This is a genomic window from Parasphingorhabdus sp. (genome assembly GCF_036964675.1).
Classification (GTDB): Bacteria; Pseudomonadota; Alphaproteobacteria; order Sphingomonadales; family Sphingomonadaceae; genus Parasphingorhabdus.
On sequence record NZ_JBALTF010000057.1, the window covers coordinates 1 to 15,208 of the forward strand.

The window sequence follows — 15,208 nt, forward strand, 5'->3', positions numbered from 1 at the left end:
GGCGCGACCAAATATGATGATATTGCCTATATGCAGGCACAGCTGCCGGACAGCATGACGCTCAACCATATGGAAGATGCGGCGCTTCTGGCTTTGCAGGGGCCCAAGGCAGCAGAAGCGCTGGCCAAGCTCGACATTCAGCCGCTGCAAGAGGGCTGGCCGCTGCCCACCGATCTCTACTTCATGGAAGCTGGTTTGTTTCAATGGCATGGCGTTCCGCTTGGCATAAGTCGCTCCGGCTACACCGGCGAGGACGGCTTCGAGATCAGCGTGCCAGCCGATCAGGCCGTGGCGCTCGCCAATGCGCTGACCGCTATGGACGAAGTACGGCCGATCGGCCTTGGTGCGCGCGACAGTCTGCGGCTGGAGGCGGGATTGCCGCTCTACGGCCACGACATGAACCCCGATATCTTGCCGGTCGAGGCCAATCTGAACTTCGCCCTGTCCAAGGCGCGCCGCGAGGAAAGCAATTTTGCCGGAGCCGAGCAAGTGTTGGCGCAATATCCCGATAAAGCTGCAAAAAAGCGGATCGGCCTGTTTGTCGATGGACGCCAGCCGATTCGTGAAGGCGCGGCAGTCATAGATGACACCGGCGCGACCATCGGCACTGTGACCAGCGGCGGCTTCTCTCCGACGCTCCAGCGCCCGATCGCCATGGCCTATGTGCCGATGGACCTGTCGGAAACCGGCACCGCCGTCACCATCGAACAGCGCGGCAAGAAAATCGCCTGCACCGTTGCCGACATGCCCTTTGTACCGCATCACTATTACCGCAAATCCAAGCCATAGATTGACAGCAAGAGGAAGTGACCATGAGCCGATATTTTACCGATGAACATGAATGGGTCGAGGTCGAAGGCGACACGGCGACCGTCGGTATCACCGACTATGCCCAGGAACAGCTGGGCGACATTGTGTTTGTCGAAGTGCCGGAAGTCGGCACGGAACTGGAACAGGGCGATGATGCCGCTGTGGTCGAATCGGTCAAGGCCGCCTCTGATGTCTATGCGGCGGTTTCCGGTGAAGTGATCGAAGTGAACGAAGCGCTGGAGGATGAACCCGGACTGGTCAATAGCTCGGCCGAGGAAGACGGCTGGTTTTTCAGGCTGACGCTCTCGGACAAGGACGAACTCGGCGATCTGATGGATGAGAAAGCCTATCGGGCTTTTGTTCGCGATCTGTGATGATTTCCCCCTCCTCTTCAGAGGAGGGGATCAAGGGGTGGTGGCGATGCTTTAGCATCGCTCGCGCAGCGACAAGCGGCACGGAACCACCCAGTTTGGCAGCAGCTTCATCCCACGGATGAAGCCAAGAGCCGCCAATCTCCCTCCTTTGAAAAGGAGGGGCTAAAGTGAAGGAAAGAACATGCGTTATCTCCCGCTGACTCCCGATGATCGGCAATCGATGCTGGCGACGATCGGCGCGCAATCGGTCGACGACCTGTTCGTCGATGTGCCAGAGGAGGCCCGGCTGACCGGGCCGATCCACGGCCTGCCGATGCACGCCGGCGAGATGGCGGTGGAATCGCATATGAAGGCGCTGGCGAAAAAGAACCATGCCGCCGGCGACATGCCGTTTTTCCTCGGAGCAGGGGCCTATCGCCATCATATTCCGGCGAGCGTCGATCATATCATCCAGCGCGGCGAGTTCCTCACCGCTTACACGCCCTACCAGCCTGAAATTGCGCAAGGCACGCTGCAGACCCTGTTCGAATTCCAGAGCCAGGTCGCGCGCCTGTTCGGTGTCGATGTCGCCAATGCCTCGATGTATGATGGCTCGACGGCTTGCTGGGAAGCGATCACCATGGCCCGCCGGATCACCAAACGCAGCAAGGCGATCCTCTCTTCCGGTCTCCATCCCCATTATGTTTCGGTCGCCAAGACCATGGCGAAATTCACCAAGGATAATCTGTCCTATGAAGCGCCGCGCCTTGAAGCCGGCACGGATGGCCAAAGCCTGCTCGACCAGATCGATGACGAGACCAGCTGTGTTGTCGTTCAATATCCGGATATTCTCGGCCGCATCGCCGATATGTCGGAGCTGGCGGCCAGGGCAAAGAAGCATAAAGCGATGCTGATCGCAGTGGTCACCGAGCCGGTTGCATTGGGCGCGGTCATGTCTCCGGGCGAAATGGGCGCGGATATCGTGGTTGGCGAAGGCCAGTCGCTTGGCGTCGGTCTGCAATTTGGCGGCCCCTATGTCGGGCTGTTCGGCTGCAAGGAAAAATATGTCCGGCAGATGCCGGGCCGGCTGTGCGGCGAGACCGTCGATGCCGAGGGCAAGCGCGGTTTTGTGCTGACCCTGTCGACCCGCGAGCAGCATATCCGCCGCGAGAAAGCGACCTCCAATATCTGTACCAACAGCGGCCTGTGCGCGTTGGCCTTCACCGCGCATATGACCTTGCTCGGCGAAAAGGGCCTGCGCCAACTGGCGATGCTCAATCATAAAAAGGCGGTGCAGACGGCGGATCGCTTGTCCAAAATTGACGGCGTCAGGCTGGTAAACGACAGCTTTTTCAATGAATTCACGCTGGTTCTTGATAAGGATGCTCGGTCCATTGTCCGGCAGCTTGCCGATCAAAGAATATTGGCCGGCGTGTCTCTGGGGCGGCTTTATCCGGACGAGGAACAGCTCGCTCACGGATTGCTGGTGGCGGTGACGGAAACGTCAACCGATAGCGAGATCGAGGCCTTGGCCACGGCTCTGGAAGGAGCCCTGTCATGAATATGCTCGCCGAAGGACGTCCGACCAAACAGGAAGAAAATTTGATCATGCCCGAACAAAATGCCATCACCACCCATACCGGCAATCGCGCGCTGATGGTCGACGAAGCACTGATCTTCGAAATCGGTTCGTCGGATCGCAGCGGCGTGGATTTGCCGGATGCCCCGCAGGTCGCAAGTCGTCTCGGTGGCCTCGAACGCAAGGCGCCGATCGCCATTCCCGGGCTTTCCGAAGGCGAAACGGTGCGGCACTATACCCGGCTCAGCCGCCAGAATTATGCGATTGATGTTGGCCTGTTCCCACTCGGCAGCTGCACGATGAAGCATAATCCGCGGCTCAACGAGAAAATGGCGCGGCTCAAGGGCTTTGCCGACATCCACCCGCTGCAACCGGTTGAAACCGTGCAGGGCGCTCTGGAACTGATCCATGAACTGGCCGAATGGCTCAAGCTGCTCACCGGCATGCCAGCGGTCGCGATGTCGCCCAAGGCAGGCGCGCATGGCGAATTATGCGGCATATTGGCGATCCGCTCTGCGCTGGAAGCGCGCGGCGACGCCCGTGAAGTAATCCTGGTGCCGGAAAGCGCCCATGGCACCAATCCGGCGACCGCAGCCTTTGCCGGATACAAGGTCGAGGATATTCCCGCCAATAAAGATGGCCGGGTCGATCTGGCGGCGCTGAAAGCGCGGCTCGGTCCCGACGTTGCCGGGGTGATGATCACCAATCCCAATACCTGCGGCCTGTTCGAACCGGATATGAAGGCGATTTCCGACGCGGTTCACGCTGCGGGGGGGCTTGTCTATTGTGACGGCGCCAATTTCAACGCCATTGTCGGCCGGGTCCGCCCCGGCGATCTTGGCGTCGATGCCATGCATATCAATTTGCACAAGACCTTCTCCACCCCCCATGGTGGCGGCGGCCCCGGTTCCGGACCGGTGGTTTTCTCCGAAGCGCTGGCGCCCTTTGCGCCGCTGCCGATTGTCGAGAAAACTGCCGAGGGTCACTTCCGGCTGGTTGAGGAAGAAACTGCCGATGAGCATCACGACAGCAGCTTTGGCCGGATGGTCGCTTTCCACGGCCAGATGGGCATGTTCAGCCGGGCGCTGACCTATATGCTCAGCCATGGCGCGGATGGATTGAAGCAGGTCTCGGAAGACGCGGTGCTCAACGCCAATTATATCCTGCGCAGTCTGGAAGATATTCTCGATGCGCCGTTCGCGAAGAGCGGCCCCTGCATGCACGAGGCTCTATTCTCCGACAAAGGCTTTGCTGACGGCCTCACCACGCTTGATCTCGCCAAGGGCATGATCGACGAAGGCTATCATCCGATGACCATGTATTTCCCGTTGGTGGTGCATGGCGCGATGCTGGTCGAGCCGACCGAGACCGAGAGCAAGGCGGCGATTGACCAGTTTATCGGTGCCTTCCGTTCGGTCGCCGAGCGGGCCAAGGCCGGCGATGAATCGCTGAAAACCGCGCCCCATTTCGCTCCGCGCCGTCGCCTCGACGAAACGCAGGCGGCGCGCAAACCGATATTGGTGTGGACGGAACCCGAGTTATTTGCTCAAGCGGCTGAATGAAGCGGGAGGGGACTCTGAGGGGAATAAAAGAACACGCTAGCTCCGTCATTGCGAGCGCAGCGAAGCAATCCAGAGCGTCTGCAAGCCGCTCTGGATTGCTTCGTCGCTGTCGCTTCTCGCAATGACGATCGTGACACCATGATTCACCGCCTGACCAATTTCTTTGCCCTGTGGACAATATTGGGGACAGCCTGGGCATGGTTTGTACCCGAACATTTTCTGTGGGTCGTCGACGGTCGCTTCCGGCCGCTCGGTCAGCCGCTGGTCAGCGTCATGCTCGGCCTGATCATGCTTGGCATGGGGCTCACCTTGTCCTTCGATGATTTCAAGCGGATCGCGAAAATCCCCAAATGCGTCGGGGCAGGGGTTGCCCTGCAATTCACCGTGATGCCGCTGGCGGGAATTTCGCTGGCCATGCTGTTCGGGCTGGAGACAGGGCTGGCGGTTGGCCTGATCCTCGTCGCCTGTTGCCCCGGCGGCACTGCGTCCAATGTTGTCGCCTATCTTGCCAATGCCAATCTGGCGCTGTCGGTGACCATGACCATGGTCTCGACCCTGATCGCGGTCGTGGCGACGCCGCTGCTGACCGGATTGCTCGCCGGTAAATATGTCGAGATCGACCAGTGGAACCTGTTCATCAACATGGTGTCGATCGTATTGCTGCCGGTGATCGCCGGGGTCCTGCTCAACCGCTATCTGCCGAAATTGACCGAGAAGATCGCGGTTATTTCACCGCTCGCCTCGGTGATCGTCGTGGTGCTGATCGTCGGCGGGATCATTGCCAATAGCAAGGCGCTGATCGAGCAACATTTCGGTGTGTTGATGCTGGCAATATTCCTGCTCCACGCCTTCGGTTTCGGCTTGGGCTATCTGATCACCAGGGCGATCGGATTTGGCGAGGAGGAGAGTCGGACGATCAGCATCGAGGTCGGCATGCAGAATAGCGGCCTCGGCTCCAGTCTGGCCTCCACGCCGACCTTCGCCGCGCAATTCGCCAACCCGATGCAGGCGGCGCTGGCACCGGTGCCGAGCGCCATTTCGGCGGTCTATCATGTCGTGATCGGCAGCTTTCTGGCCGCCATCTGGCGGCGGATGGTACTTGTCGGGGCAGATAAGTCCTGATGGATCCGCAACAACGCCATGCCCCCGCCACCATGCGCAACCGCGACGCGATTGTGGCGCTGCTGGAAAGGATTTTGCCATCCAGCGGGCTGGTGCTGGAAATCGCCAGCGGCACCGGTGAACATGCCGTCTATTTCGGCAAGACCTTTCCCGATCTCACCTTTCAGCCCAGCGACCCCGATCCGGCCTGTTGCCAGTCGATCGCTGCCTGGACGAAGCGCGAAGCGGTGGCCAATGTGCTGCCACCGCTGCAGCTTGATGCGCAGGCTGGGCAATGGGACATACCGAAACCGGCAGCGATCCTGTGTATCAACATGGTCCATATCAGCCCGTGGGAATCGAGCATCGGCCTGTTCGAAAAAGCTGGCTCATTGCTCGATCTAGACGCGCCGCTCTATCTCTATGGCCCCTATTTGCACGCTGATGTCGAAACCGCGCCGGGCAATATGGATTTCGAACGCAGCCTGAAAAGCCGCGATCTCCGATGGGGCCTGCGCGATGTCGCCGACATGGACGCGCTGGCGACGCGCACTGGCTTCGTCCGCGAAAGCCTGACCGAGATGCCAGCCAATAATATCTCGCTGGTGTACAGGAAACACGATTAAGCCCCTCCTTTTCAAAGGAGGGGTTGGGGTGGTTTCTCTCGTCGAAGAATGGCCCTCAGGTTGTCCCACCATTTCTGCCCGCTCCGCCGCAATTCGCTGACGCGAGCGATGCTGGCGCATCGCTACCACCCCAACCCAGTGTCAGGTGAAACGGCCCCCAGCCGTTTCAGATCAGTGCGGGGGACCGATCGACCTGAAACTTCTAAAAAGGAGGGGCTAAACACCGTTCTCCTGCCCGTCCCCCTTGCCTTGAACTAATCGCGCGATTAACAGGGATTCAAAATAACTAGGAGCGGGTATATGACGGAAACACGGCGCTGCATGGGATCTTCCATTGCCCACTGGGCTGCGAAAACCCCCGACAATATCGCGATCGACGATCCCGACGGCATGGTCAGCTATGCCGAGCTGGATCGCCGAGTAACCGAATATGCGAGCGCCTTCACCGGTGCCGGCCTGCACCAGGGCGACCGGATCTGCTGGCTGGGCAAGAATAGCGGGCTTTATTTCACCCTGTTTGCCGCCGCCAGCCGCGCAGGCATGGTGATCGCGCCAATCGGTTGGCGGCTCGCCGCACCGGAAGTCGCCTATGTATTGAAAGACACGCGGGCACCTTTGCTGATCTGCGAACCGGAATTTGCCGAAACGGCAAAAAATGCGGCGCAAGAGTCGCCCCACACCAAGGCGATAATCTGCACAAAGTCCGGCGCCGACCTGCCGACTCTTGCCGATTTTGTCGCCAATACACCGCCCGGCGATCTGCCCCAATGCGACCCGGCGGAAGGCGTGCTGCAACTCTACACCTCCGGCACTACCGGCAATCCCAAGGGCGCGGTGCTGACCAGTGATAATTTGTTCAAGCTGCGGCCTCTGGTCGAGGACAAGCCGGACCATGCCTGGATCGACCTGAAGCCCGGCGACAGCACGCTGGCGGTCATGCCCTGCGCCCATATCGCCGGCTCCGGCATCGGCCCGATCGCCTTCTACAATGGCGCGACGATGATGGTGATCCCGGAATTCCATCCCGACAAAGTGCTCGATTGCATCGACAAGGGGCTCAACCAGTTTTTCCTCGTGCCGACCGCGCTGCAGATGCTGGTCAACTGGCCGCGCGCGAAAGAGACCGATTTTTCCAGCGTGCGTTCGGTCACCTATGGCGCCGCGCCGATCCCGCTGGAACTGCTGCGCCAGTGCCTGCAGACCATGCCCAAGGCCTTGTTCTGCCAGCAATATGGCATGACCGAAACCACCGGTACGATCTGCATCCTGCCACCCGAAGATCATGATCCGGCCGGCAACGAACGGATGCGCGGCATCGGCATTGCGCTGCCCGGCGTCGAGCTGAAGATTGTCGATGAAAACCGGCAGGAAGTCCCGCCCGGCACGATCGGCGAAATCGCCACCCGCTCCGGCCTCAACATGCTGCATTATTACGACAATCCGGAAAAAACCGCGGAGACGGTCGACGCCGACGGCTGGCTTTATACCGGCGATGCGGCGATCATGGACCAGGACGGCTATTTCTATATCAAGGACCGGGTCAAGGACATGATCATCTCCGGCGGCGAGAATGTCTATCCGGCGGAAGTGGAAAATGCGATTTTCGGCCACCCGCAGGTCAACGAAGTCGCGGTGATTGGCATCCCGGACGCCAAATGGGGAGAGGCGGTCAAGGCCGTGGTTTCACCCAAGCCGGATGCGGGCGAGATAGACACAGACAGCATCATCGCCTGGGCCCGCGAACGGATCGCCGGCTTCAAGGTACCCAAGACCGTCGACGTAATTGCGGAACTGCCAAGAAACGCCAGCGGCAAGATCCTGCGCCGCGAGCTGCGCGCGCCTTATTGGGAAGGCAATGATCGCGGGGTGAATTAGCCTTCGACAAGCCCGGGCTTTAGTCGTCACTTTACAGCTTATTGGCAAATCTGCCGACCATTGTTGTCTACTCTGGCGAAGGCCGCTATCGTTGATAGCTGGTTCGCTCAATGATGTCCGATCCTGGTCAATCCCGCAAGACGAGAACCCTGGAGACAGATAAAACGAAGTGCGCCTGATTCCCCCAATTCCTCTCCCAAAAAAGGCAAACTCCCCCATGAGAAAAATAGCCCTGTCGGCCATCGCGATAGCGTTGGCCCTGCCGCTGCCTGCCTATGCGCAAACCGCTAATGAAAACGAGCGGCCGGATGCCAAACAAGGCTGGCAGTTCACAGTGTCGGTCGGCTCGATATATGCCCCCAATTATCGCGGCGATGACGACTATCAGCTGGGCATTTTTCCGAGCATTTCGGTCGAATATGACGATCTGTTTTTTGCCTCTATTCGCGGTGTCGGTCTCAACCTGATCAATCGCGACGGACTCAAGGCAGGGCCGATCATGAGATATGATTTCGGACGCGATGAAGATGGCAGCGGCCCGTTCAGTCTGAGCGGTGGCACCAATGATCTTATCGGATTGGACGATGTCGATGGCACGTTCGAACTCGGCGGATTTGTCGAATATTCAACCGGCAATGTCAGCGGCAAGGTCGAACTGCGGCAGGGCGTTAACGGTCATAAAGGCCTGCAGGGCGAAGCGCAGCTCAAATATGGCAACCGCTTCAAGTTCTTTGGCAGAAACGCTTTTTTCGCCGTTGGTCCGGAAATTTCCTTTGGCGACAGCAAGTATAATAGCGCCTATTTCGACATAAGCGCCATGCAGTCGGCTGCATCCGGCCTCTCCCAATATGACGCAGGCGGTGGGCTCAATTCCTATGGCTTACGCGGTTCCGTTGTTCTGCCGATGACCGACCATATGTCGGTGGTCGGATTCGCCGGATATGATCGTCTGAACGGCGACATCGCCAATTCACCGCTGGTGCAGGAACGGGGTTCGAAAGACCAGGCCTCGGTCGGGCTTCTCTTGAACTATCGATTTTAGGGAAATTGCGTGCGCCTTATCGTGAGGGCAATGATCGCCGGGAGGGAGGGGGGATTAGCCTTTGGCCTCGATCTGAAATTTTTGCCGATGAAAAAGGGAGCCGGATATCCCGGCCCCCTTTTTTAACGTGGTGGAAAAAATCCCTAACCGATAGATTTCATCAGCGATTTCAAGCCGCGAGATTGCTTGTTGCTACGCTCAGCTTGCGCCTGCGCCGCCTTTGTCGCTGATTCCAGGATCAGCTTCGGCAGCCGTTCTTCGAGTTTTTCCAGCTCGCCTTTCTTGAAGAAATCCTCAAATTTCGGATCATCAAGCGCTGGCAGGGCACCGACGATATCAGCCATTATCCGGCCATAAGCGTCGCCGATAATCCGGTCGAACTGGTCGCCGGACAGATCGCTGCCCTTGCCGGTCATGAAGTCGACCAGCGTCTGGCCTTCCTTGCTGTCGCCCAGTGCCTCGAGCAGCATGATCCGCGACTGGCCCGGGCCTTGCGCCTTGTCGAGCAACCCCATGATCACCTGGCCCAGGACATTGAAATTGCCGCGTTTGATGATCTCCGGCACTTCCAGAATTTCTTCCAGGATCAGCGGATGATAGCGGACCAGCGTCAGACGGAGGATATACCAGCAATAGCGCCGGTTGTTGGGTTGCAGCCAATTCACGATATTCTGGTAATATTTATAGATTTTCAGCAGATCGGCGGACGGCACGAAGCCGGCCCCGCTGCCCGTGCCCAGTCCCGTGCGTCCGGTGCCGGAGCCATCAAGATTGATATTCACATAATGATGCCAGGTCGCCTCGCAGACGATCCGCCCAGGCCGGGCCGATTGCCCGGATAGCGGGTTGGCGAGATGACCGTTGAACGCCGAGATCGCGCCGAACATCCGCGGTCTGACCGGTGGTTTCCAGTTGCCGTTCCTGACCGAACGCCCGCCGGAAACGGAAAAGGCGACGATCTCCGATCCGACCTTGCCACCACCGGATGCCGCGTTCGGGAATTCCGGAAAATTCATTCCGGCGACCGTATAGGTTCCGTTGAGCGCAGTGCTGTTGGCGGTCGCCGACACTTCATAGCATTCGCTTTCGTGCGGATGGTCGGGCAGCACATCAATATCGTTGGAAAAGGCGGCGGGATCGCCATCTTCTTTCGAAATCGATCCGCCATTCATCAACAGCAGCGGATGGATGGTTGCGGTCCAGTCGCCAAAGCCCGGCCCGGTCACCGCATAATTGGGATAGATGCGCTGGGGAATATTGTCGGATTGATCGTCAAATTCGTAAATATTATTGGCGCCGGGATTGACGATCGTGTCTATCCGGTCGAGCGCCGTCGGCAAGGCTTCCAGACCCATGGGAACATTCTGCCATTCGCGCATATGCCGGATCCGCGGCAGGTTCCCGGACATGGTTTTTCCCAAAGCCGCGTGATCCCCGGTGGCAAACACACCGCCACCGGCGTTCATGAAATCGGCCAGCACCGTGATTTCGGCATTGCTGATCGAACCGCTCGGATCGATCCCGAGCAACCAGATCTGGTCATAATTGGCCCGGGTAACGGCGGGGGTGGCGGTGGCGAAGTTGAAACTGGTCGCGACCGTATAGCTGACGCCATCGATCACTACCGGCGAGCTATGCCCGCCGCGATGCGCCAATGTCACCGCCGGGGTCAGCGTCACGCTGCTATGGGTTGCAATCGCTTCCACGAAGCGGCTCAGGCCAAAGCCACTGGTGCTGAAACCGAGACCGCCGTCGGTAACGATCAGGATTTTGGGCTTGCAGCGGGGGAGATAGTAAATGAGCGGTCTTGAAAGTCGGGAGACGACAAGACTCTCGTTCAACAGGCTGGTGAGTTTCATGATATAATCCTTGCTTCATCAAAGGTGCTGAACCATTTCAGACACCTGATGCGACCGGATTTTCTTATTATTTTGAAATGGCCTGCGAGACAGGACATGGGCATGATGTATATTTTTAAATATTGGCAAGATTGTATGAAATAGACACTGGATGCTGGTAAGAATGTAAATATATGGGATTATTAGTTATATTTTACTTGTAACCCCCAATGTCGGTCCTTCCCATGCTGATTACAAATGCCCGAGAGCCGCCTTTGCGCGCGCCATGCCCTCTCCCTGTTTCATCAAAAATTGACATTTATTTTCAAAAGCCTAGGTCTCGACCACGTTCACGTCCGTGTCGCGTCCGCCAACATAAGCAATCAACCGCAGCGGATATCCCAAAAGGGGGCCAAGACATGAAGATCACAGAACAGAAAACGCAAAACCCGGTAAACAAAAGAATATATGAGAAACCAATATTAATCGTCCTCGACGGTATAAACGACGGCACACATGGCAAAGCCTACCCAGCTACAGTGGAACGCGGCAGCCCTACCATCTTCACAGGCCCGAGCTGACTACATCATGACCAGCCGTTCAGGATGATCATCCTGAACGGCTATAAGAGGCATAATGGCCATTGGGCGAGGCAGGCAATATGTCCAGCCATGGGTCACGCGCTATCCGCTTCCCCAGCCGACCCTTCGCCCATGCTGTCGATCACCTGAAATATGCCTCAAGCACTGCCTGACGGCGGTGTTTTTTGTGAGAATATAGACCGTCCACTTTGCGCCTTCGGCATCCGAACCTGGGCGGACCGCTTCACCACCCAGTTGTTGCCGTCCAACATGGCCAAAGTTAAACTCCGCTTTCGGGATGTTGCGGTCAATCAAGCCCCTTTCACCGGAGCCCTAGACCTTAACCAGCATCTTGCCCGTGTTCGCGCCGGTAAACAGCCCGATGAACGCGTCCGGTGCTTTTTCCAGCCCCTCCATCACCGTCTCACGGCCCTTGACAGCGCCCGATGCAATCAGTTTCGCCATATCGGCATTGAATTCGGGCACTTGCGCGGCGAAATCGGGATAGAGGAAGCCTTCAATCTTTATGCGCAGGCCAATGATCATGGTCAGATATTGCATCGATTGCGGCTGTTGATCGTTGTAAACGTCAATCATCCCGCAAATCGCCACGCGCGCGCGTTCGTTGGAGCAGGCGAGCGCGGCATCGAGATGTTCACCGCCGACATTGTCAAAATAGACATCAACGCCGGATTTGCCGAGGGTTTTCAGTGCGGCGCGCAATTGCGGCAATACCGGACCGGACTTGTAATCGAGGCAAGCATCCGCGCCGATTTCCTTAACCCATGCACATTTGTCTGCGCCGCCGGCTGACCCGATTACGGTCATGCCCTTGGCCTTGGCTATCTGGGTAACGGTTGAGCCAACCGCGCCAGCCGCCGCAGATACAAAGATAGTTTCGCCTTCTTTGGCTGCACCGACTTTCAGCAAGCCAAACCAGGCGGTGCCTCCGGGCATGCCGATGATCGACAACCAATGTTGATCGGGAACACCGAGATCGGGAAGCTTCACCGGTGGCATTCCGCCTTCGGCAGGATTGCTGCCGCCAGCGACAGCAGTGTCGCGCCAACCCGCCATATGCAGCACTTTGCATCCGACTGGATAATCGGCGTTGTTGCTTTCGGTCACCGTGCCGACCGCACCGCCGGTCATTGCTTCACCTATACCGAATGGAGGCGCATAGCTTTTCACGTCATTCATCCGTCCGCGCATATAGGGGTCAACCGACAGCCAGCTATTTGTGATGCGATATTCGCCTTCGCCAAGCGGCGCATCCGTTGCCTCTATCATCTGGAAATTATCAGCCACCGGGGTACCGGCGGGACGACTCTTCAGGGCCCATGCACGCATATCAATGTCCTTTTTGGTTTCGTTTATCCATTGTTCTAGCTGGTATTTGCGGAATGCACCAACTTTGCGCGCGGTCAATTTCTCTCCAGCCAATATCGCGCCGGCAAAAGCCGCTTTTGAAATTCACTTTGTCCACCGTTTCATAGGCCTTTGTTTGCGCTTGGTTGTGTTCGCGGCCAAAGTCGTCACGTTTAGCACGCGACCACCATTGGCGACGAGTTCGCGATCGACGACGGCAGTCCCAATTTTCGGTGACAGTTTACTAAATGCACTCAAATCTAGCGTCCGCTTTCGGGCTGTTGCAGACATTAAAAGTCGGTCACCCCAATAGCCGCTTCCCACCCAGTTTCGGTCATAATCGATCGCCAGTTTCATGCACTCCGCAGCTATCCTCTCTCCCGGCATTGCCGACCTTGGACACCAATCTTGTGGGCTGAATGTACAGCCGAAAGAACCTTGCTGATCTCCACCAAACGAAAACGGTGGCTCAGTGATATTACTTATAAAAGCTGAATGCATGATCTGATATTATCGATTGGCGACCAGTGACGCCTTATCTCTGATTTTCGGAGCGGCTGGTTTTCATTTAGGAGAGCGGAATGCTCCAGAGGAGAATATCTATGACGAAGCGCCAATCCCGTCACTCTGACAACCGGTTAATCGACAAGGCGGGTGACCTGCCGACACCGGGGCAGGGCAGCAGATCCGGTGGCACTTTGGCCACGCGCGTCGGAACACGCGCGGAGCTGCAAGCGGCTTTGGGAGAGGAACCCTCAGTTGAGCGCGTGACTGGGAACGACAGTCCCCATGCAGATGCTGTGACGGGGCCCAAGTCCCGCACTAAATCCGCCAAGCCCAAGCAATAAAACCAATAATCATGCAAAGGAATTCAACATGCTTTACGGACTGGTAATTTTGCTTCTGGTACTTTGGGTTCTCGGTTTTTTCGCATTTCATGTAGCTGGCGGATTGATCCACATCCTGCTGGTCATCGCGGTGATCGTAATTGTCTACCAGTTCGTGACCGGTCGGCGATCGGTCTAGGGCGCGTTGACTAATGGGATTCCGATCTAGGCTACGCTGAGCACTGCTCCGCAAAACCTCTCCGACAACGAAGGCGGAGCGGTGCCTGCAAAACCGAGGGCGCAACAGAAATTTGCGTCAGCCTTGCTAACGGCTAAAGGAGATGAGAACGAAGTGAACGATACTCTGAACAGACGTGAAGCTGACCATCCTCGGGAGACCTATCAGACCCCTGCCAATGTCGTGAGTGACGATGATTTAAGTAGCAAGCAGAAGATCGACATTCTGCAATATTGGAAGACGGACGTAGACGGTCGGCTAAGGGCCCAAGGCGAGGGCATGGGAGGCAGTGACCCAATTAGCGCGGAGAAAGAGGCCGGGCTCGCAGATGAGATGCGCTTATTGAACCAGGCGATCGCTGGCCTCGAAGAATAACGGCTAAAGAACTTTTAGTTCCCAGCTCGCTAGGTCATTTAGGATTCGTGTCCCCCGTCGGCGATTTGGTCACAGTTTATCGATCCCTTTGACATCGGGCTGCCATCAAAAGCCTGCTGGACAGCCATCGATCTGCATTCACTTCCACCTAGGTCCGCTATTGCTTCTTGGCCAGCCGATAGCGGACCGTCTCAAATCCACCCAGTTCTCGCCGTTAACAAACGCGGGAAATAATGTCCGCTCTCGGGATAATACGGACATCACGCCAGCATTCGCTCAAAACCAGAACCGCACCCCGACCACATAGTTGGTAACGCTCGGATCCTCTCCGGCAAGCCGGGCAAAGTCGCGGCTGCCGCCGAATTTCCATTCCTGACTGATCCCGATATAAGGCGCGAATTCCCGCACGATTTCGTAGCGCAGGCGCAGGCCCATTTCGACCTTGTCGAGACCGGAGCCGATGCCCAGTTCCGGAATATCCTGTGCCGAAAGGTTTGCCTCGGCGCGCGGTTGCAGGATCAGCTTCTGGGTGATCCTCTGGTCATATTCCACCTCGACCCGCGCCGTCAGATCGCCCTTGTTCGACAGGAACATGGCGGCATCCGTCTCGAACATATAGGGCGCGAGTCCCAGGATGCCGACTGCCAGATGAGTGCGGCTCGGACCGGTCAGGTCCTGCCGGACACCGGCCTGCAAATCGAAAAAGGGCGCTATCGCGCGGCTGTACAGCGCCTGCACTTCGGCATGTTCGACCGGCTCGCCAAAACTGCCTTCGCCCTCGCTCTTGAACCAGAATTTGTTGAGGTCGCCGCCATAATAGCCCTGCACATCCCACAGATAGCCGTCCTTGCCGTCGCGCATTCGATATTCGGCGCGGTCGCCCTGGAACCAGAACAGCTGCATATTGCCATTCTCGTCATAAGTAGCATCGCGGGAGGCGCGCATCGCATCGGCACCCCAGATGCGATCGGCAGCATTGGGCGGGCCGGTTTCAACATTCGGCGTGACCATCGGACCGGGCTGCATGGTGCCC

13 protein-coding genes are annotated in these 15,208 nt (G+C 57.6%); 10 read left to right on the top strand and 3 right to left on the bottom strand.

What is annotated here, in order from left to right:
- The 8 genes from V7665_RS10365 to V7665_RS10400 all read left to right on the top strand — a co-directional run.
- A partial coding sequence (locus tag V7665_RS10365; RefSeq protein ID WP_335664464.1) for a glycine cleavage T C-terminal barrel domain-containing protein occupies positions 1–789 on the top strand: 789 nt, incomplete at its 5' end.
- A 23-nt stretch (positions 790–812) separates the two neighbouring features.
- Positions 813–1,184, top strand: coding sequence for a glycine cleavage system protein GcvH (gene gcvH / locus V7665_RS10370; protein ID WP_335664465.1), 372 nt, complete (start codon positions 813–815; stop codon positions 1,182–1,184).
- Between the two features lie 181 nt (positions 1,185–1,365).
- Positions 1,366–2,724, top strand: coding sequence for an aminomethyl-transferring glycine dehydrogenase subunit GcvPA (gene gcvPA, locus V7665_RS10375; protein WP_335664466.1), 1,359 nt, complete (start codon positions 1,366–1,368; stop codon positions 2,722–2,724).
- Entirely contained in the window at positions 2,721–4,304 is a 1,584-nt protein-coding gene (gene gcvPB, locus V7665_RS10380) for an aminomethyl-transferring glycine dehydrogenase subunit GcvPB (protein ID WP_335664467.1), read from the top strand. Before gcvPA ends, gcvPB begins: the two co-directional genes overlap by 4 nt.
- A 138-nt stretch (positions 4,305–4,442) precedes the next feature.
- Complete coding sequence (locus V7665_RS10385) at positions 4,443–5,426, top strand: bile acid:sodium symporter family protein (RefSeq protein WP_335664468.1); 984 nt, start codon at positions 4,443–4,445, stop codon at positions 5,424–5,426.
- On the top strand, positions 5,426–6,031 hold the full coding sequence (locus V7665_RS10390) for a DUF938 domain-containing protein (protein WP_335664469.1): 606 nt from the start codon (positions 5,426–5,428) through the stop codon (positions 6,029–6,031). The genes V7665_RS10385 and V7665_RS10390 overlap by 1 nt, the downstream gene beginning before the upstream one ends.
- Positions 6,032–6,331: 300 nt before the next feature.
- Positions 6,332–7,906: a long-chain-fatty-acid--CoA ligase gene (locus V7665_RS10395; protein WP_335664470.1), complete on the top strand. Its 1,575-nt coding sequence runs from the start codon at positions 6,332–6,334 to the stop codon at positions 7,904–7,906.
- Between the two features lie 217 nt (positions 7,907–8,123).
- Positions 8,124–8,948 carry a MipA/OmpV family protein gene (locus V7665_RS10400; RefSeq protein WP_335664471.1) on the top strand — a complete coding sequence of 275 codons (825 nt, stop codon included), beginning with the start codon at positions 8,124–8,126 and terminating at the stop codon, positions 8,946–8,948.
- A gap of 143 nt (positions 8,949–9,091) precedes the next feature.
- Here V7665_RS10400 and V7665_RS10405 read toward each other — a convergent pair whose 3' ends face one another.
- Positions 9,092–10,807 carry a hypothetical protein gene (locus tag V7665_RS10405; RefSeq protein ID WP_335664472.1) on the bottom strand — a complete coding sequence of 572 codons (1,716 nt, stop codon included), beginning with the start codon at positions 10,805–10,807 and terminating at the stop codon, positions 9,092–9,094.
- Between the two features lie 893 nt (positions 10,808–11,700).
- Entirely contained in the window at positions 11,701–12,717 is a 1,017-nt protein-coding gene (locus V7665_RS10410) for an NADP-dependent oxidoreductase (RefSeq protein ID WP_335664473.1), read from the bottom strand.
- A gap of 894 nt (positions 12,718–13,611) precedes the next feature.
- Here V7665_RS10410 and V7665_RS10415 point away from each other — a divergent pair.
- Positions 13,612–13,761 carry a lmo0937 family membrane protein gene (locus V7665_RS10415; protein ID WP_335664474.1) on the top strand — a complete coding sequence of 50 codons (150 nt, stop codon included), beginning with the start codon at positions 13,612–13,614 and terminating at the stop codon, positions 13,759–13,761.
- A 153-nt stretch (positions 13,762–13,914) separates the two neighbouring features.
- A complete protein-coding gene (locus tag V7665_RS10420) occupies positions 13,915–14,175 on the top strand; it encodes a hypothetical protein (RefSeq protein ID WP_335664475.1) in 261 nt (86 codons plus the stop codon).
- Positions 14,176–14,451: 276 nt separating this feature from the next.
- Here the strand turns inward: V7665_RS10420 and V7665_RS10425 are convergent.
- Positions 14,452–15,208 (bottom strand): copper resistance protein B (locus V7665_RS10425; protein ID WP_335664476.1); only part of this gene is annotated, 757 nt, incomplete at its 5' end.